This window comes from Shewanella oneidensis MR-1 (genome assembly GCF_000146165.2).
GTDB classification, from domain to species: Bacteria; Pseudomonadota; Gammaproteobacteria; order Enterobacterales; family Shewanellaceae; genus Shewanella; species Shewanella oneidensis.
Genome location: NC_004347.2, coordinates 430,057 through 449,445 on the forward strand (window position 1 = coordinate 430,057; position 19,389 = coordinate 449,445).

Sequence of the window (19,389 nt, forward strand, 5' to 3'; positions counted from 1 at the left end):
TTTTTCTAGCAACGCTTTTTGCTGCGTTCTAGCCGCCAACTACTTTACCCATTTGGAAGATGGGTAGATACATAGCAACAATAAGGCCGCCGACGACAGTACCAATCACCACCATCATAATAGGTTCAATCAAGCTGGATAAACCATCCACGGCATCATCCACCTGCATCTCATAGATGGTTGAAACCTTATTGAGCATATTATCGAGTGAGCCTGACTCTTCGCCAATCATCACCATTTGGATCAGCATATCGGGGAACAGCCCAGTGGTTCGCATGGCCACGTTCATTTGCATCCCCGCCATCACTTCCTGACGGATTTTTAAAATGGCTTTACGATATACCGCATTACCCGATGCCCCCGCCGCGGACTCTAAACCATCAATCAATGGTACGCCAGCGGCAAAGGTGGTGGCTAAGGTGCGGGCAAAACGTGCCATAGCACCTTTGTGTAAAATCGGCCCAATCGCCGGAATTTTTAAGACGGCTTCATCCACTCTATCCCTCACTATTTGAGAGTTTCGGTGGGCGCGGACAAATAAAAATACGCCAGCCACAATTGCACCTAAGAAGATATACCAAGAGGATTGTAAGCCTCGGGAGATTTGCAGTACTAATTGGGTAAAAGCGGGTAACTCGGCCCCAAAGCCCTTAAAAATATCTTCGAATTGTGGCACCACAAAGAGTAACAGTAATGCAGTCACTAAAATGGCCACAATCACTACCGCAGCAGGATAAAACATGGCTTTTTTGATTTTTGACTTTAAGGCCTCAGATTTTTCGCGGTAGGTAGCAATACGATCGAATACCACATCCAAGGAACCCGAATGCTCACCTGCGGCGACCAAGTCGACATAGAGATCATCAAAATAGCGTCGATGGGGGCGCAGCGCATCGGACAATGGAATACCCGATTGGATTTCTGAAAGAATCGTTGCTAGTAGCTCACGCATTTTGACTTTTTCATGGCCGCGGCCCAGTAATTCAATGGTGGTGACTAACGGTACCCCAGCGGCAAGCATGGTGGCAATTTGCCGAGTCACCATGGCGATATCCATTGGGGTAATTTTGGGATCACCTAATTTAAATAGGGCGGCCGATTGTTTGCGTACCGTTTTAGGATTTACCCCTTGGGATTTTAGCTGGCTGCGGATCTCTGCCGCAGAAGCACCCCGCAGCTCGCCACTGGTTTTTTGGCCATCGCGGTTAACACCTTTCCATTCAAAGGTATAAATTTTAGGTTGGCTTTTTTGCTCAATCTTTTTTGGGCGAGGCTTTTTTACTGTCGTTGCCGTAGCCATAAATTATCCCTATTGGTTGTAAAGCTAAGAAGGACGTTCGCAAGCTTGCTTCTAGAATCTAGGACGTTGCTGCGCAACGGCTAGAACGCTCGCATGCTTGCTCTAGAATCTAGGACGTTGCTGCGCAACGGCTAGAACGCTCGCATGCTCGCTCTAGAATCTATAAGGGCGCAGCCCGTTCTGTTTTTTCTAGCAGCTGCGCTTTTTGCAGCACTCTAGAAGCGTTCTAGCATGCCACAGCCGTCCCGCTATTAAAAACTGGTAACCCGATTCACTTCGGCAATACTGGTCACGCCTTGGAGTACTTTTAGTAGCCCCGATTGACGCAGATCGCGCATGCCTTGCGCTTTAGCTTGGCCAGCAATCTGTAACGAGTTGCCCCCTTCCATAATAGTACGGGCAATTTCATCTGACATCTTCATCACTTCGTAAATCCCCACCCGTCCTTTATAGCCACCGGAGCAATGCTCGCAGCCCACGGGTTTATAGGTGGTAAAACCTTGGGCGATTTGCACATCGCTAAAGCCTAAACGTTGTAACTCATGATCAGGTATTTGCTCGGGCTGTTTACATTCGGGGCAGAGCCGCCGTGCCAAACGCTGGGCAATAATTAAGTTAACTGAGCTGGCGATATTATAGCCAGGCACGCCCATATTGATTAAGCGGGTTAAGGTTTCGGCGGCGGAGTTGGTATGCAGAGTTGATAATACTAAGTGGCCAGTTTGCGCGGCTTTAATGGCAATTTCGGCGGTTTCAAGGTCGCGGATTTCGCCCACCATTACCACATCGGGGTCTTGGCGCAAAAAGGAGCGTAGTGCCGAGGCAAAGGTTAAACCGGCCTTTAAATTAATGTGAACTTGGTTTACGCCCTCAAGGTTAATCTCAACCGGATCTTCAGCGGTGGAGATATTACGCTCGGCGGTATTGAGGATATTTAACCCTGTATAGAGCGAAACGGTTTTACCCGAACCCGTGGGGCCTGTGACCAGAATCATCCCTTGGGGTTTGGCCAGCATCTCAAGGTAGAGTTTTTCTTGATCAGGCTCGTAGCCTAGTTTTTCAATGCCTAATTGGGCGGAGGACGAGTCCAATATCCGCATTACAATTTTTTCGCCCCACAGGGTCGGCAGGGTGCTTACCCGAAAGTCGATGGACTTAGTGCGGGACAGCTTCATCTTAATCCGGCCATCTTGAGGGACGCGGCGCTCGGCAATATCGAGCTTTGACATCACCTTTAACCGCGCCGAGAGTCGTCCAGCTAAGCTAATGGGCGGTTCGGAGACTTCATGCAAAATGCCATCGATACGAAAACGGATACGATAGCGTTTTTCATAGGGCTCAAAATGTAAGTCTGAGGCGCCCTTGCGAATGGCGTCGGTTAATATCTTATTGATATAGATAACAATTGGCGCATCATCACTACTTTCGCCAGTTGTCTCTTCATTGCGTTTATCGGTATCGGTAATTTCGATACCCGCTAGCGCCGCCTCATCCATGCCGCTTAAATCAAGGCCGGTAATATCTTCTTCTAGTACTTTTTCAAGGGCTTTGGCGAGCTTATCCTCCTCCACCAAAATCGCTTCGGCATGCAGGCCGGCACTAAATTGGAACTCTTCAAGGGCTGCAATATTGGTGGGGTCGGAGGTGGCGATATACAGGCGATTGCCGCGTTTAAATAGCGGTAAGCAGCGGTGTTTTTCAATCAGTTTTTTATTCAGAAACTCTTCAGGGATGGCGCTAACATCAAATTCGGCTAAATCCAGCAGCGGCGTGCCATATTCCTCATAGCAAAGCTCGGCAATACTGCGGGCCGATACGAGCTTAGTCTGCACTAAGGTGGTAACTAAGGTTTGTTTGTTTTGGCGGGATTTGGTGATGGCAGTCGCCATCTGCTCTTCATTTAGCAGCCCTTTACGAATAAATAAAGTGGATAAACCTAAATGTAAGCCTGTGGTGGGCATTGGATAAACTCAATAAAAAAACGAAGGTTGATATGGTACTAAACCATATCAACCATAATAAGATGCTAAAAGGTTATAAACCAGCGCCCTCTTCACATTGTGCTTTGGTCGCTTTAGTAGTCTCTTTAGTGTCAGCAGCATAGGATACGCCGCCAGTAGCACCTATTGTTGCTGTAACAGTACAAGTACCGTCATCATATGTTAACGCTGTTGCAGTTGCTTCAGCAACATCAGGAGTTGCTGCAATTTTGGGATCTGCGGTAATTTCAGTACCGATAGTTGCGCATCCGACACCAGTTTGGATACATGCTTGGGCCTTAGTTACATATCCTGCAAGGCCTTTCATTGATGCGCCACCATGCGAGGTTGCAACATATTCACGATAAGCTGGCAATGCTACAGCAGCCAAAATACCGATAATGGCTACTACAATCATCAGTTCGATCAAGGTAAAACCCTGAGCTTGTTTGTTCATCTTGATACTTTTCATTTTCTCGCTCCAATACAGTGGAAAGTGTCGTTTATCGATTGTGTTCGTTTCGGCTACTTATCTTGATTGCTTGCAATGAATTGCTGGTTTTTTGGCTAGCGACAATTCATTTTGAGCTATTTTCGATAAGGAAGGCCGAAACGGCCATCTCGCCTGTGGTAAAAGTTAGTACAAAGTTAACTAAATTGAAACTACTTTTACGCATAAAGTATTAATTAAATGATTATTTTGTCTAAAAACTTGATGCTAAAACGTATTGCGTTCTAACAAAGGTTTGACATTGTTAGTTAAGTTGACGCATTTAACACAGAGTCAAAACATCGGCGCGAGTTATACCTGTTTTTAATGGGACTATTTAGTGGGGTTATGCTGTAAAGGTTAGGAAGCTAGAATCTAGGACGTTGCTGCGCAACGGCTAGAACGCTCGCAAGCGCGCTCTAGAATCTAGAATCTATAAGGGCGCAGCCCGCTCTGCTTTTTCTAGCCTTTCAATCGCATTGATAGGTCTAAGGCGCGGACATGTTTGGTGAGGGCGCCGACGGAAATATAATCCACACCTGTTTTGGCAAACTCTGCTAAGGTGTCTAGGGTCACATTGCCCGAGACTTCTAGCTTGGCGCCGCTGCCTTTCATTTTGTATTGATTGTTTAGCTCCACAGCTTCGACCATCATGGTGATATCAAAGTTATCTAACATGATGATATCTGTGCCAGAATCTAGTGCTAAGGCCAGTTCACTTAAGGATTCGACTTCCACTTCAACGGGTTTATTGGGATGTAAGCGACGGGCCGCCTCTACCGCTTGGCTTATGCCGCCACAGGCCATGATGTGATTTTCTTTAATTAAGAAGGCATCAAACAGACCGATACGGTGGTTTTTGCCGCCGCCGCAGGTGACGGCATATTTTTGGGCGGTGCGCAGTCCTGGGATGGTTTTACGGGTATCGAGCAAACGGGTGTGAGTGCCAGCCAGTTTGTCTACATAGTGTTTTGTGAGCGTGGCGACACCGGATAAAGTTTGAATAAAGTTCATCGCAGTGCGCTCGCCCGTCAATAAGGCGCGAGCGGGGCCTGATAATTCACACAAGACTTGATTGGGTAACACAAGATCGCCATCATCGACATGCCAATGCAGCGCGACTTCGCCACCTAATTGATTAAAGACTTGTTCTGCCCAGGCTTTGCCACAAAAAACGCCTTCTTCACGGGTGATTAATGTCGCCTCGGCATATTTATCTGCTGGAATAAGCTCGGCAGTAATATCGCCGTAGGCAATGGCTTTGGTATGTTCGTTGATTTCGGTGCCACCAAGGTCTTCACTGAGCGCGGTTTTTACGGCGTGGCGAATATCGTTTTCTAGCATGATTGGAATCCTTGCTCTGGTACGTCGGGCGAGTAGGCATGGGCTAACATGGGGTAAACTGTCTGCCTGCTTGCATTTGGGCTTAAGATTATCATGGCTGCGCCGCTAGGTGCTAGAGCGTCGCTACGCAACTGCTAGGATATAGGGCCTAGAGCGTTGCTGCGCAACTGCTAGGACGCTCGCAAGCTCGCTCTAGAATCTATAAGGGCGCAGCCCGCTCTGCTTTTTCTAGCAGCTGCGTTTTTTGCAGCGCTCTATAAGGGCGCAGCCCGTTCTGCTTTTAAGGAGTAAACATGAGTTTTGAGTTTGGTTGGTTTACTGCGGCGCGGCGTTGTGAGTCGCCACATTTTAACCAGCGCCCCTTTGGGGAGATTAGCCTGTTGGTGATCCACAATATCAGCCTGCCCGCGGGATGCTTTGGCTTGCCTTACATTGATCAATTATTTCAAGGCTGTTTAGATACCAACGCGGATAACAGTTTTGCTGATTTGGCTGGGCTTAAAGTATCAGCGCATTTTTTAATTCGCCGTGATGGTGAATGTGTGCAGTATGTGAGTTGTGACGATAGAGCTTGGCATGCTGGCGTATCTCGTTATGGCGAAAGGGAAAATTGTAATGACTTTTCCATTGGCATTGAGCTTGAAGGAACCGATACTGAGCCCTATACTGCCGCCCAATATCAACAACTTGTTGAATTGACTCAAGCCTTGTTAGCACAATACTCTAGCTTGAGTGCTGAGCGGATTGTTGGACATTGTGATATTGCGCCAGTGCGAAAGACTGACCCTGGCCCAAGCTTTGACTGGGAAAGGTATTTAACAAAGCTTCGCGACTTCTAGAATCTAGGACGTTGCGCTGCTTTTAGAATCTAGGACGCTTCGCTGCTAGGACGCAGCAAAAAGCGCTGCTCTAGGACGCCACTTCTAGGCTCTAGAACCTAGAGCCTAGAATCTAGAACCTAGAACCTAGAACCTAGAACCTAGAACCTAGAACCTAGAACCTAGAGCCTAGAACCTAGAACCTAGAGCCTAGAACCTAGGGTCTAGAATGGCGAAGCCCGCTCTGTTTGTTTCTAGCTTGTCCTGCTTTTATACAAGGAGTACTACCGATGGCATTATTTTCATTACTGGTCGCCATTCTTGTGGAGCGATTAAAGTTTCTTCCCGCTGCTTGGCAATGTGATCGCGTACTGCAATCTTACCAATCTACCTTTTTTGGTGATAAAGCATCCCTTAACAACACCAATATGCTGTTGGCATTGATATTACCCGCCGTTGTGGTTTATCTGTTGGGCTGGATTGTGTCTGATATGTTTTGGGGACTGTTAAACCTCGCCCTATGGGTGCTGGTGGCAATTATTTGTTTTAACCATCAAAAACAACGCGATACTTTTAAAAAATATATGCAGGCAGCTTGCCGCTCCGATGTGCAGGCCTGTTACCACTATGCCGCTGAGTTAGATTGCAGTGAGTGTTTAAATGCGGTTTCTGAAAAAGACTTAGGTGCCAAGGTGGGGCAAAGCGTTGCTTGGATTAACTATCGCTACTATGGTGCGGTGGCGTTATTGCTTATTTTTCTTGGGCCTGTAGGCGCGGCGCTATATTGCACTGCCCGTTTTTATGCTGAAGAAAATATACGTAAATCACTCAATTTACCGCTGATTGAAGATATTATGTTTGTCCTTGATTGGATCCCGAGCCGGATATTTTCCTTTGGTTATGCGCTCAGTGGTCAGTTTAGTGAAGGGCTCTCGGCTTGGCGTGATAATGCGTTAAATGTTCATACTAGTGCCAGACAAGTCGTCACTGCAACGGCGTTAGCCTCGCAGCCTTTACCTGAGGTGTCTAGCGCGCCTGTTTGCGTGCAGTCAACGTTAGCATTATTAGTGCTAAGCAAGCGCAACTTTACTCTGATGGTTGCCGTGCTGTCGCTGCTGACAATTTTTGGGTTGGTGAGTTAATAAGAAGGACGCTTCGCTGCTAGGACGCAGCAAAAAGCGCTGCTCTAGGACGCCACTTCGTGGCTCTAGGACCTAGAACCTAGAATCTAGAATCTATAAGGGCGCAGCCCGTTCTGCTTTTTCTAGCAGCAGCGCTTTTTGCAGCGCTCTAGGACCTAGAGCCTAGAATCTATAAGGGCGCGGCCCGTTCTGCTTTTTCTAGCAGCAGTGCTTTTTGCAGCGCTCTAGAACCTAGAACCTAGCACTTGCCCTTGTTGTGGTTTAATGGTCTGACCCCTTGGTGATATTTTTAGGCTATGCTCTCTCATCGTGAGCGGTTTTGAGTGAGATCACCTTTTAAGGTTGATTTTCAATCTGGACATCAAAAGTGTGATTTGATAAAGTGCGCTCACTCATAAAAATTGGTAAGACCAATTTACAACGGAGCTGAGCGCCAAATGGCCTATAGCAAAATAAATCAGCCAAAAATTTCTGATGTGATCATGGCGCAACTCGAGCAAATGATCCTCGAGGGCAGCTTACAGCCTGGCCAAAAATTGCCGCCGGAGCGTGAACTGGCTATCCAGTTTGAAGTGTCTCGCCCCTCATTGCGTGAAGCCATTCAAAAGCTTGAGGCGAAAGGGTTGTTAATGCGCCGTCAAGGCGGTGGCACCTATGTTAAAGAACAACTCTGGCAGAGTCTTGCCGATCCAATCGTTGAATTAATGACTGCCGATCCAGAAAGTCAGTACGATTTGCTGGAGTTCCGTCATGCAACTGAAGGCATGATGGCCTATTTTGCCGCGCTGCGTGGCACCGACGCCGATATGCAGAATATCAAGCGTATGATCCTTGAGGTGGAAGCCGCCACCAATATCGAACAACAAGCTGCTGCCATTGTGCGTTTCTACCGTGCCGTCGCTGAAGCGTCACACAATGTGGCTATGTTGCATCTCGTACTCAGTTTAACCCCTGTGCTGCATAAGAATGTGGCGCAAAACTTGGAGCTTTTAAGCCGCCGCGAAGAAGCTTCCACTATGGCTAACGATCACAGACGAGCGCTGCTCGCTGCAATCGTTCGTCGTGATCCCGAAGCCGCTAGAGAAGCCTCGAATGAACACTTAAGTTACATTGAAGAGGTGATGTTATCTGTGCGGGAAGAAGATAGCCGGTTGCAGCGAAGTTTGCGCCGTTTAAAGAGTGGCGCTTAAGTTCTGTGATTTAGCTGCCAGCTAAAGCGGAATATGCCGCAAACACCATTCATTATCATGTATATAGAGAAGGACAGTGTCATGTCTGAAGATATGCTACAAGACGTAGATCCGTTAGAGACTCAGGAATGGGTTGATGCCCTGCAAGCTGTATTAGAACAGGAAGGCCCTGAACGCGCCCATTTCTTATTAGAGAAGCTGATCGATAAAGCGCGTCGTAATGGCACTCACTTGCCTTATAACGCCACAACGGCTTACCTGAACACTATCCCTGCGGGTCAAGAGCCGCACATGCCTGGTAACCAAGAGATGGAACGTCGCATTCGCGCCATCATCCGTTGGAACGCTTTAGCTATGGTGCTTCGTGGTTCTAAGAAAGATTTAGAATTAGGCGGCCATATTTCAAGCTTCGCCTCAAGCGCGACTATCTATGACGTGTGTTTCAACCACTTCTTCCGCGGACCAAACGAAAAAGACGGCGGCGACTTAGTGTATTTCCAGGGCCATATCGCTCCTGGTATTTATGCGCGTTCATTCCTTGAAGGTCGTTTAAGCGAAGATCAATTAGCTAACTTCCGTCAAGAAGTGGATGGCAAGGGTTTATCTTCTTATCCACATCCAAAACTGATGCCGGATTACTGGCAATTCCCAACGGTTTCTATGGGCTTAGGTCCTATCCAAGCGATTTATCAGGCGCGTTTCCTGAAATATCTGACTGACCGTGGTCTGAAAGATTGTTCAGCACAAACCGTTTACTGTTTCTTAGGTGACGGTGAGTGCGATGAGCCAGAAGCCTTAGGTGCGATTGGTTTAGCGGCGCGTGAAGAGTTAGATAACTTAGTCTTCATCGTTAACTGTAACTTACAGCGTCTTGATGGCCCTGTTCGCGGTAACGGTAAGATCATCCAAGAACTGGAAGGCGAATTCCGCGGCGCAGGTTGGGAAGTGGTTAAAGTGATTTGGGGTCGTTATTGGGACCCATTATTGGCCCGTGATACCAGCGGTAAACTGCTGCAGTTAATGGAAGAAACCGTTGACGGTGAATACCAAAACTGTAAGGCCAAGGGCGGCGCTTATACCCGCGAACACTTCTTTGGTAAGTATCCTGAAACGGCCGAAATGGTGGCTAACATGTCAGACGATGACATTTGGCGCTTAAACCGTGGCGGTCATGATCCAGTAAAAGTGTACGCTGCCTTAGATCACGCACAAAAAACTAAAGGTCGCCCAACGGTGATTTTAGCTAAGACTGTAAAAGGTTACGGCTTAGGTGATGCGGGTGAAGGTAAAAACATCGCTCACAACGTGAAGAAAATGGGTATCGAGTCTATTCGTTACTTCCGCGATCGTTTCAATATCCCGATCCCTGACGATCAATTAGAAGATCTGCCGTTCTACCACCCAGGTCCAGATTCGGAAGAAGTGAAGTACATGATGAGCCGTCGTGCCGCGCTGCATGGTAGCGTGCCACAACGTCGTGAGAAGTTCAGCGAAGAGCTGGAAGTGCCATCACTGAAGATTTTCGATTCGATTTTACAGGGCTCTAACGGCCGTGAAATTTCGTCAACTATGGCGTTTGTTCGCGTACTGACTGCACTGTTAAAAGACAAGAAAATTGGCAAAAATATTGTGCCAATTATCCCTGACGAAGCGCGTACTTTCGGTATGGAAGGTCTGTTCCGCCAAGTGGGTATTTATGCTCACGAAGGCCAAAAATACGTACCGCAAGACTCTGACCAAGTGGCTTACTATCGTGAAGATAAAACCGGTCAAGTATTGCAAGAAGGGATTAACGAACTGGGTGCAATGTCATCTTGGGTAGCAGCAGCGACCAGCTACTCAGTCAACGATACACCTATGATCCCATTCTACATCTACTACTCAATGTTCGGTTTCCAACGTATTGGCGACATGGCTTGGGCTGCAGGTGATATGCGTGCACGCGGCTTCTTAGTCGGTGGTACGTCTGGCCGTACAACGCTTAACGGCGAAGGCTTACAGCATCAGGATGGTCACAGCCACGTATTGGCTAACACTATCCCTAACTGTATTACTTACGATCCAACTTACGGTTACGAAATTGCGGTTGTGGTACAAGATGGTATCCGTCGTATGTACGGCGAAAAACAAGAAGATATCTTCTACTACCTGACCACAATGAACGAAAACTATATTCAGCCTGAAATGCCAGAAGGTGCCGAGGAAGGTATCGTTAAAGGTATCTACAAGCTTGAAACGGTTAGCGGTTCTGGTAAAGGCAAAGTGCAGTTACTGAGTTGTGGCACTATTCTTGAGCAAACCCGTAAAGCGGCGCAGGCGCTGGCGAAAGACTTTGGTATCACTGCCGACGTATTTAGCGTGACCAGCTTCAACGAACTGACTCGCGATGGTCAAGCGGTTGAGCGTTGGAACATGCTGCACCCAACGCAAACGCCAAAACAAGCGTATATCAGCCAAGTGATCTCAAGTGATGCGCCTGCAATCGCAGCGACTGACTACATGAAGATCTACGGCGAGCAGTTACGTGCATTTATGCCAACCGATTACAAAGTGTTAGGTACTGACGGTTTCGGTCGCTCAGACAGCCGTGACAATCTGCGTCACCACTTCGAAGTGGACGCTAAGTTCATCGTCATCGCGGCACTGAAATCTCTGGTTGATCGTAAAGAACTGCCTGTTGATGTGTTAGCGAATGCCATCAAGGAATACGGCATCGACGCAGACAAGATCAATCCACAGTACGCGTAAGAGGCAATAAAAATGGCTGAATTAAAAGAAGTTTTTGTTCCTGATATCGGCGGCGATGAAGTACAGGTTATCGAAATCTGTGCTGCTGTGGGCGATACCTTAGCGGCGGAAGAGTCGATTCTGACCGTTGAAAGCGATAAGGCGACCATGGACATTCCTGCGCCTTTCGCCGGTGTGTTAGCCGAGTTGAAAGTGGCTGTTGGTGACAAAGTCAGTGAAGGCACCTTAATTGCGTTGATACAAGCAGCGGGTGCATCTGCTCAAGCTGCTGCGCCAGTTGCTCAAGCTGCCGCTCCTGCGCCAGCCCCAGTACAAGCGGCTCCAGCCCCTGTTGTTGCAGCGCCGGCAACGGGTGCAACCAAATTAGTTGAAGCTAAGGTTGTCGAAATCAGTGTGCCAGATATCGGTGGTGACACCGATGTGTCAGTTATCGAAGTCTTAGTTGCTGCTGGCGATAAGATTGAGGTTGACGCTGGCCTTATCACGCTTGAAACCGACAAAGCGACCATGGACGTACCATCGCCATTCGCGGGTGTGGTAAAAGAAGTGAAAGTGGCTGTGGGTGACAAGGTTTCCCAAGGCTCACTGGTTATCATGCTCGAAGTGGGCGGCGCGGCACCTGCTGCAGCTCCACAAGCGAACGCGCCAGCAGCGTCAGCTCCTGTAGCTCAAGCTGCACCTGCGGCGGCTGTTGCTCCAGTAGCTGCTGTGCCTGTGGTTGCCGTTAAAGAAATCCAAGTGCCTGATATTGGTGATGCCAGCAATGTCGATGTGATCGAAGTGCTAGTGTCAGTGGGCGATATGATCAGTGCTGACCAAGGTTTGATCACGCTCGAAACCGATAAAGCAACCATGGAAGTACCAGCGCCATTCGCCGGCAAACTGCTGTCGTTGACCGTTAAAGTGGGCGATAAGGTTTCTCAAGGTAGCGTGATTGCGACGATTGAAACTACTTCTGTTGCAACAGTAAGTGCGGGTGCAGCTACTGCACCTGTGGCTCAAGCCGCAGCTCCTGCTCCTGTTGCCCAAGAAGCGGCACCAGCCCCTGTTGCTGCTGCACCGAGCCGTCCACCGGTGCCACATCACCCAAGTGCGGGTGCGCCAGTATCTACTGGTGCGGTGCATGCGTCTCCTGCGGTTCGCCGTTTGGCCCGTGAATTTGGTGTAGACCTCACTCAAGTGACGGGTTCTGGCCGTAAAGGTCGCATCATGAAGGAAGACGTGCAGGCGTATGTGAAGTACGAACTGTCGCGTCCTAAGGCGACAGCGGCTACCTCAGTTGCAACGGGTAACGGTGGCGGTCTGCAAGTGATTGCGGCACCTAAAGTGGACTTCAGCAAGTTTGGTGAAGTGGAAGAAATTCCATTAAGCCGTATCCAGAAGATCTCAGGTCCAAACCTGCACCGCAACTGGGTAACTATTCCCCACGTGACTCAGTTCGATGAAGCTGATATCACCGAAATGGAAGAGTTCCGTAAACAGCAAAACGACGCGGCGGCGAAGAAGAAAGCCGATTATAAGATCACTCCGCTGGTCTTTATGATGAAAGCCGTGGCGAAAACGTTGCAACAGTTCCCTGTGTTCAACTCAAGCCTAAGCAGCGACGGCGAATCACTGATCCAGAAGAAGTACTTCCATATCGGTGTGGCGGTTGATACGCCAAACGGTTTAGTTGTGCCTGTGGTGCGTGATGTGGATAAGAAAGGCATTATCGAGTTATCTCGCGAATTAGCTGATATCTCTATCCGCGCTCGCGATGGTAAGCTCAAATCTGCCGATATGCAGGGTAGCTGCTTCACTATTTCAAGTTTAGGTGGCATTGGTGGTACAGCCTTTACCCCAATCGTTAACTACCCAGACGTGGCGATTTTAGGTGTGTCTAAATCTGAAATTAAGCCTAAGTGGAATGGTAAAGAGTTCGAGCCTAAATTGATGTTGCCACTGTCGCTATCTTACGATCACCGTGTGATCGATGGTGCAATGGCGGCACGCTTTAGCGTGACCCTGTCAGGAATTCTGTCCGATATTCGTACTTTGATTCTGTAAACAAATAAGGCTGCTCATCTAGAGTGGCCTTTTGTTTATTGTGATCAGTATCAAACACAGGTTAAAATGCGCCCACCTTACGCGCTGGCGCATTTTCGGTTGGCAGGATTACTCTCCTCCAACGGATTGAATGAGAATTAGAGGAAAACATGAGTAACGAAATCAAAACTCAGGTAGTGGTATTAGGAGCGGGTCCTGCTGGATATTCTGCGGCCTTCCGTGCGGCGGATTTAGGCTTGGAAACCGTTATCGTTGAACGTTTTAGCACTTTAGGTGGTGTGTGTCTGAACGTGGGTTGTATCCCATCTAAAGCCCTGTTACACGTTGCTAAAGTGATCGAAGAAGCCAAAGCCGTTGCTGCACACGGTGTGGTTTTCGGCGAGCCAACCATCGATTTAGACAAGTTACGCAGCTTCAAGCAAAAAGTAATCAGCCAGTTGACTGGTGGCTTAGGCGGCATGTCTAAAATGCGGAAAGTTAACGTTGTTAATGGCTTCGGTAAATTCTCTGGCCCTAACAGCCTAGAAGTGACTGCAGAAGACGGCACTGTGACGGTTGTTAAGTTTGACCAAGCGATCATCGCTGCGGGTTCTCGCCCAATTAAACTGCCATTTATTCCCCATGAAGACCCACGTATTTGGGATTCGACCGACGCATTAGAACTGAAAGAAGTCCCTGGCAAATTGTTGGTAATGGGCGGTGGTATTATCGGTTTAGAAATGGGTACGGTTTACTCTTCTCTGGGCAGTGAAATCGACGTGGTTGAAATGTTCGACCAAGTGATCCCTGCGGCTGACAAAGACGTTGTTCGCGTATTCACTAAGCAAATCAAGAAGAAATTCAACCTGATCCTCGAAACTAAAGTCACAGCGGTTGAAGCCCGTGAAGACGGTATTTACGTTTCTATGGAAGGTAAGAGCGCGCCAGCTGAGCCTGTACGTTACGATGCGGTATTAGTCGCCATCGGCCGTACGCCAAATGGCAAGCTGATCGACGCTGAAAAAGCGGGCGTTAAGATTGATGAGCGTGGTTTCATCAACGTAGACAAGCAATTACGTACTAACGTACCGCACATCTACGCCATCGGTGACATCGTTGGTCAACCAATGTTGGCTCATAAAGGTGTGCATGAAGGCCACGTCGCGGCCGAAGTTATCGCGGGCATGAAGCATTACTTCGATCCAAAAGTTATCCCATCAATCGCTTACACAGACCCTGAAGTGGCCTGGGTTGGTCTGACAGAGAAAGAAGCGAAAGAGCAAGGTATTGCTTACGAAACTGCTACTTTCCCATGGGCAGCTAGTGGTCGTGCTATTGCGTCAGATTGCTCTGAAGGTATGACTAAGCTGATTTTCGATAAAGATACTCACCGCGTTATCGGTGGTGCTATCGTCGGTGTAAACGGTGGCGAACTGTTAGGCGAAATCGGTCTGGCAATCGAAATGGGTTGTGATGCTGAAGATTTAGCATTAACGATTCACGCTCACCCAACGCTACATGAGTCTGTTGGTTTAGCGGCTGAAATCTACGAAGGCTCGATTACTGACTTGCCAAACCCAAAGGCAAAGAAAAAGTAATCTAGGCTTATTTTGCAAAAGCGCCTTCGAGGCGCTTTTTTATTGCCTAAGTAAAGATGTGACGTTAATGTGAATGTGTGAGTGTATTCAGGCTGTTGAACTGTTACTGTACAACTATGGTGTGAAGTAAGTCGTCAGATGAAAAAAATAATAATTCACTTCCTTTTGGCATCTATGTTGGTTTTCTGCTCTGGTCTGTATTCAGCTTGGGCTGGTAATTTTGTGCAGCGGGTTTTTACCGATAGGGACGGACTTGAAGCAACCAGTATTCGAGCGCTCACACTCGATGACCATGGCTTTATCTGGGCGGCAACGGAGCAAGGTTTATATCGAGTTAGTAATTCTAAAGTGAGGCGGATTGATAAAACCGGTTCCGAGTTACGCCTTGCCGATGAGTTTATAACGACCGTCGTCAATATTGATCGAGATTTATTGTTGCTGAGTACCAATGCGGCAACCTATCTGTATAACATCGCCAAAAATCAGTTTATTCAAATGGGTTCGCCCAATTTATTCCCACATTTTTCAGGTGGCGTGTTAATTTCTGCTGTTCGTAAAAATGCCCAAGAATGGCGCTTGTTGATTGATAACGGCCAGATTTACGATTTATCGACCGCAACGTTAACCTTAACCTTAGTCACTCAGTTACCCGTTAATCGTGATTTACCTTGGCGCAAGTTGCTGAGCATGCCGGATGGTCAGATCCTTGTCGCAGGGCAATTCCAATTGTTGCTTCTTAATCACTTGGGGGAAAAGCTAGTTGATTATCAATGGACTGAGTCCATGGGTAACATTCTGGATATGCTTGAGGATTCAAAGCAGCGCATTTGGATTGCGACCAGTCGAGGCGTTTATCGATTTGAACCTCAGACCTTGCAGATTTCGCCAGTGCCTGAATTACCGGATTGGAGCACGGCTATGGTTGAAGACCGTCATGGTGAGATTTGGTTTTCAAGCCGCGCGGGATTATTGAAGTGGTCACCAGATACTCATCAGCTTGAAAATTATCAACAAGAGCTTAAGGCTCAAGCCAATATGGAAACATTAAAGGCAATCTTGTTTGATAAATCAGGTTTGATGTGGGTCGGTGGTTCTGGAGATGGTTTAGCTTTACTGGCTTCACAGCCGGATTTCATTCTCGACACTTTCACCAGTGAACCGCCCCATGAATTATCGGATGCTATGGTATGGTCGGTGTTTGCAAGTGATGAAGGGTTATGGTTTGGTGCTTCACACCTCAGCTTTATCGCTCGAAATAGCCAAAAAGCCGTGACCATAGACATTGATGGATTAAAGCCCCATGAGAGTATCTATGGGATCAGTGATTTTATTGATCACTACTTATTAGTTTCTACCACCAGTGGTTTGTTTGTTGTGGATAAGCTGACCTTAAAAGGGAGCAGTTTTGCCCAGTGGGCGCATGGAAGTGAAGCATTTAAAAATAAAGTCATCTATGGCACCTATGCCGATCCCAAGCTAAAAGGACGATTTTGGATTGCATCGGCTACGGGCCTGTATTTTTGGGAGCAGGGGCTATTTGAGCCGCAGCCTTTTAACATTGATGGGCCAACGGGGGATGATTCGCCTGAGCTCAAGCGGCCAACAATCCGTACTTTGTATCGTGCTTCCGATGGTAAGTTATGGATAAGTGGACGAAAAGTTTTTGGTTATATTGACGAGCAAAATCTTTTCCATGATCAAAGGCAATTGTTTAGCGGCTTAAATTCTGAGCCGTCAATTAGTCATCTTGAAGAAATATCTCCCGGAGTGATGTGGTTTGGCTCCTACGAGAGGGGCTTATTCGAGTACCACCTCCAAGATGGCAAACTTGTTTCACTCACTTTACAGTGGCAAGTTAACTGTAGTTCAGTGTTTTTCATACAAAAGACCACTAATGCCAACATAGTGGCCTGCGCTGATTCGCTTATTCGCCAAGATAGGGCGTCTGGGCAAATCGCGATGTTTACTCAGCTTGATGGCCTGATTTCTAACGAGATGAATGAAGGCGCCTATTTTTACTCTCCAGGGGCTGGATTATATATTGGTACGCCAGAAGGGGTGATGCATCTCGATGCCGATAAGCTGACGAACCGCATTGCTGATGATCATGTGATGTTAGAGTCGGTATCGGTTTATTACGACAATAACACCCAAGTCTCACTATTGCCTCAGCCCATGATGGTGATTAAACCTGGCGCCAATATGGTGAGTCTGCAAATTACCAATTTGGATTACCTTGATGATTCTCCTATTCAATTTAAATATCGGCTTAGATACCAAGGTGACGAAGATAACTATGTACTCCTTCAGGGGGAATCGCAGATTAACCTTGCAGGTTTAGCTGCTGGGGAATATGTACTTGAGGTCTTAAGCCAAGTTAACGGTATTTGGTCGGATAAGCCCTTCACCTTTCCTTTCTATGTTGAGCAGCATTGGTGGCTCTCTCAAGGATTTAAAGGCATCTTGCTGTTAGTCTTTTCGATTATTGCACTGGGTTTAGCTTGGTACCGCCAGCGTCAGGTTCGCACCTTTATGGCCATGAACCAAGCGTTAACCGAAAGTGATGATCGCCTCAGACAATCGTTACGGGGCAGTGACTCGGATTTGTGGGAATGGCACAGGGATACCCAGTGTTTTTACCTCGATAACCGCGGTTATGTATTGGGAAACCATGCAAACGAAATTGTACTTACCCTTGAAACGCTTCCCGTTCATCCTTTGGATCGAGAAAAAGTGCTTATACAGTGGAATCGTATGTTAAGTGGTGACCTCGATCGATTTGAAGCCGAATATCGCTATCATCGCAGAGATGGCAATTGGGGGTGGTTGCGGGTGCGTGGGCGTCCTGTGGCTCGCAATAAACAGACTCAGGAAATTGAGCGGGTTGCGGGGATTTATAGTGATATTACCCTACGACGTCAGCTTGAAGATGAGGTAAGCCTCTTAGCCCAAGCATTTGAAAATACATCTGAAGGTGTGTTGATTTTAGATGTGGATGAAAATATTCGAGTTGCCAACCATGCCGCACAGCACATTATTGGCTCTGAACAAAAGAGTCTTGTCGGCTTATCGTTTTCGCAGTTTGTCCAAATGAAAGATGGATTGTCTACTGAGGTGGCCCAGTTGCTTGGTCAGGAAACCTCATGGACGGGGGAACGTGAGTTAGTGGGGCAAAATGGCTTGGTATGTCCAGTGTGGCTTAACGTGTCAGTGATGCAGTCAGTGAATCAAAATGCCATTCATTATGTAGTTGTATTTTCTGATATTACCGAGCGTAAGCGTACAGAGGCGGATCTTAGACGTCTGGCCAATTACGATGTATTAACAGGGCTACCTAATCGCTCTTTATTCTCGAATCGGTTGATGCAATCGATACAAGCGGCGGAGCAAAACGGTGAAAAATTAGCGTTATTGTTCCTTGACCTCGATAGATTTAAGCATGTGAATGACTCCTATGGCCACAGTATGGGGGATGCACTCTTAGTTGAGGCATCAAATCGGCTACAGTCTTGTATCGGGAGTGAGCATTTACTCTGTCGTTTTGGCGGTGATGAGTTTGTTATTTTATTAAAGAATGTCAAAGAATTATCCGATATCAACCATTTGGCTGAGCAGCTACTCGCACAAATCGTAGCCCCCTTTAGGTTGTTTGGTCGCGAGTTTTACATTTCAACCAGTATTGGGATCAGTATTTGGCCCGATGATGCAATGCAGCCAGAAGCCTTCATTAAAAATGCGGATCTGGCCATGTATCACGCCAAGGAGGAAGGGCGCGGTAACTTCAAATATTATTCATCAGAGCGTAATGCCCAAGCGTTATACCATTTACGGCTAGAGGCCGATTTACGTAAAGCGATAGAGCGGCAAGAATTTGAACTGTATTACCAACCACAAATTGATATTTTGCGGGGGGATAAATTTATTGGGATGGAAGCGCTCATTCGCTGGCAGCATCCCGTCGATGGCTTTGTTCGCCCGGATATTTTTATTAAAGTTGCTGAAGCTTGTGGTTTAGTCGTTGATATTGATCGCTGGGTCTTGCGCTGTGCGTGTTTGGATGGGGCAAGATGGGCTAAACAAACGATAGAGCCGTTTAAAATGTCGGTTAACATTTCAGCCGTGCATTTCCGTCAACCCGACTTTATTGACGGTGTAAAGAAAATACTTGATGCTACCCACATGCCAGCTTCGTCTTTGTGTTTAGAAATTACTGAAGGGGTATTAATGAAAGAGTTGCAAGTGGCCAAGACCCATTTAAAGCAACTTGATGACCTAGGAATTGAAGTTGCGATTGACGACTTTGGTACTGGATACTCCTCTTTAGCTTATTTGCGTAATTTTGAAGTGGATACACTTAAAATTGACCGTTCGTTTTTGATCGATATCGCCTCAAATGGTGCAGATCAGGCTATTGTGAGCAGTATTATTGAGCTGGCGCGTAATTTAAAGTTAACCGTTATCGCTGAAGGGGTTGAGACCGTAGAACAGTTAGAGCAGCTTTTTAGCCGTGGCTGTTATATTGTTCAGGGATATTATTTTGCTAAGCCTATGTCTGTCAGTGATTTTGAGAAATATCTACAGTCGCAGTATCCGCTTGATTCATTGCAATCTTAATCTGCAATTTTAGCTGGTTTAATTGTACTTCATCTATCTAGGTTAATACTCAAGGATGAAACCTTTCAATCATCCGATTGATAGGTGGGTCTTAAGCGGAAATGAAAGGTTGCAGTTATTGATTGAAAATGTCGTAACTCA

Annotated in this window: 11 protein-coding genes; 7 read left to right on the forward strand and 4 right to left on the reverse strand. The window is 47.2% G+C overall.

The features are described 5' to 3' along the window. Positions 1-28: 28 nt before the first annotated feature. The 4 genes from SO_RS02005 to nadC form a co-directional block, all read right to left on the reverse strand. On the reverse strand, positions 29-1,300 hold the full coding sequence (locus tag SO_RS02005) for a type II secretion system F family protein (RefSeq protein ID WP_011070775.1): 1,272 nt from the start codon (positions 1,298-1,300) through the stop codon (positions 29-31). A gap of 251 nt (positions 1,301-1,551) precedes the next feature. After that, positions 1,552-3,261 carry a type IV-A pilus assembly ATPase PilB gene (gene pilB / locus SO_RS02010; protein WP_011070776.1) on the reverse strand — a complete coding sequence of 570 codons (1,710 nt, stop codon included), beginning with the start codon at positions 3,259-3,261 and terminating at the stop codon, positions 1,552-1,554. Positions 3,262-3,334: 73 nt separating this feature from the next. After that, positions 3,335-3,751: a pilin gene (locus tag SO_RS02015; protein WP_011070777.1), complete on the reverse strand. Its 417-nt coding sequence runs from the start codon at positions 3,749-3,751 to the stop codon at positions 3,335-3,337. 480 nt (positions 3,752-4,231) lie between these two features. Continuing rightward, on the reverse strand, positions 4,232-5,113 hold the full coding sequence (nadC, locus tag SO_RS02020; RefSeq protein ID WP_011070778.1) for a carboxylating nicotinate-nucleotide diphosphorylase: 882 nt from the start codon (positions 5,111-5,113) through the stop codon (positions 4,232-4,234). Positions 5,114-5,406: 293 nt separating this feature from the next. On the opposite strand from nadC, the gene ampD reads away from it, so the two are divergent. From ampD to SO_RS02055, 7 genes are all read left to right on the forward strand, one after another. Beyond that, positions 5,407-5,952, forward strand: coding sequence for a 1,6-anhydro-N-acetylmuramyl-L-alanine amidase AmpD (ampD, locus tag SO_RS02025; RefSeq protein WP_011070779.1), 546 nt, complete (start codon positions 5,407-5,409; stop codon positions 5,950-5,952). A gap of 269 nt (positions 5,953-6,221) precedes the next feature. Beyond that, positions 6,222-7,073, forward strand: coding sequence for a beta-lactamase regulator AmpE (ampE, locus tag SO_RS02030; protein ID WP_011070780.1), 852 nt, complete (start codon positions 6,222-6,224; stop codon positions 7,071-7,073). A 437-nt stretch (positions 7,074-7,510) separates the two neighbouring features. After that, positions 7,511-8,263, forward strand: coding sequence for a pyruvate dehydrogenase complex transcriptional repressor PdhR (gene pdhR, locus SO_RS02035; protein WP_011070781.1), 753 nt, complete (start codon positions 7,511-7,513; stop codon positions 8,261-8,263). 81 nt (positions 8,264-8,344) lie between these two features. Then, entirely contained in the window at positions 8,345-11,011 is a 2,667-nt protein-coding gene (gene aceE, locus SO_RS02040; RefSeq protein ID WP_011070782.1) for a pyruvate dehydrogenase (acetyl-transferring), homodimeric type, read from the forward strand. A 12-nt stretch (positions 11,012-11,023) separates the two neighbouring features. Beyond that, positions 11,024-13,057 (forward strand): pyruvate dehydrogenase complex dihydrolipoyllysine-residue acetyltransferase, encoded by a 2,034-nt coding sequence (gene aceF / locus SO_RS02045; protein ID WP_011070783.1) that lies wholly within the window; start codon positions 11,024-11,026, stop codon positions 13,055-13,057. 149 nt (positions 13,058-13,206) lie between these two features. Further along, the gene (lpdA, locus tag SO_RS02050) at positions 13,207-14,634 is read left to right on the forward strand and encodes a dihydrolipoyl dehydrogenase (protein WP_011070784.1); all 1,428 of its coding nucleotides are present in this window, start codon (positions 13,207-13,209) and stop codon (positions 14,632-14,634) included. Positions 14,635-14,772: 138 nt separating this feature from the next. Next, a complete protein-coding gene (locus SO_RS02055) occupies positions 14,773-19,248 on the forward strand; it encodes an EAL domain-containing protein (protein ID WP_011070785.1) in 4,476 nt (1,491 codons plus the stop codon). Positions 19,249-19,389 lie beyond the last annotated feature (141 nt).

Coding starts and splice junctions, on each gene's coding strand:
- SO_RS02005 (WP_011070775.1), bottom strand. CDS start 1,300: ATGGCTACGGCAACGACAGTAAAAAAGCCTCGCCCAAAAAAGATTGAG.
- pilB (WP_011070776.1), bottom strand. CDS start 3,261: ATGCCCACCACAGGCTTACATTTAGGTTTATCCACTTTATTTATTCGT.
- SO_RS02015 (WP_011070777.1), bottom strand. CDS start 3,751: ATGAAAAGTATCAAGATGAACAAACAAGCTCAGGGTTTTACCTTGATC.
- nadC (WP_011070778.1), bottom strand. CDS start 5,113: ATGCTAGAAAACGATATTCGCCACGCCGTAAAAACCGCGCTCAGTGAA.
- ampD (WP_011070779.1), top strand. CDS start 5,407: ATGAGTTTTGAGTTTGGTTGGTTTACTGCGGCGCGGCGTTGTGAGTCG.
- ampE (WP_011070780.1), top strand. CDS start 6,222: ATGGCATTATTTTCATTACTGGTCGCCATTCTTGTGGAGCGATTAAAG.
- pdhR (WP_011070781.1), top strand. CDS start 7,511: ATGGCCTATAGCAAAATAAATCAGCCAAAAATTTCTGATGTGATCATG.
- aceE (WP_011070782.1), top strand. CDS start 8,345: ATGTCTGAAGATATGCTACAAGACGTAGATCCGTTAGAGACTCAGGAA.
- aceF (WP_011070783.1), top strand. CDS start 11,024: ATGGCTGAATTAAAAGAAGTTTTTGTTCCTGATATCGGCGGCGATGAA.
- lpdA (WP_011070784.1), top strand. CDS start 13,207: ATGAGTAACGAAATCAAAACTCAGGTAGTGGTATTAGGAGCGGGTCCT.
- SO_RS02055 (WP_011070785.1), top strand. CDS start 14,773: ATGAAAAAAATAATAATTCACTTCCTTTTGGCATCTATGTTGGTTTTC.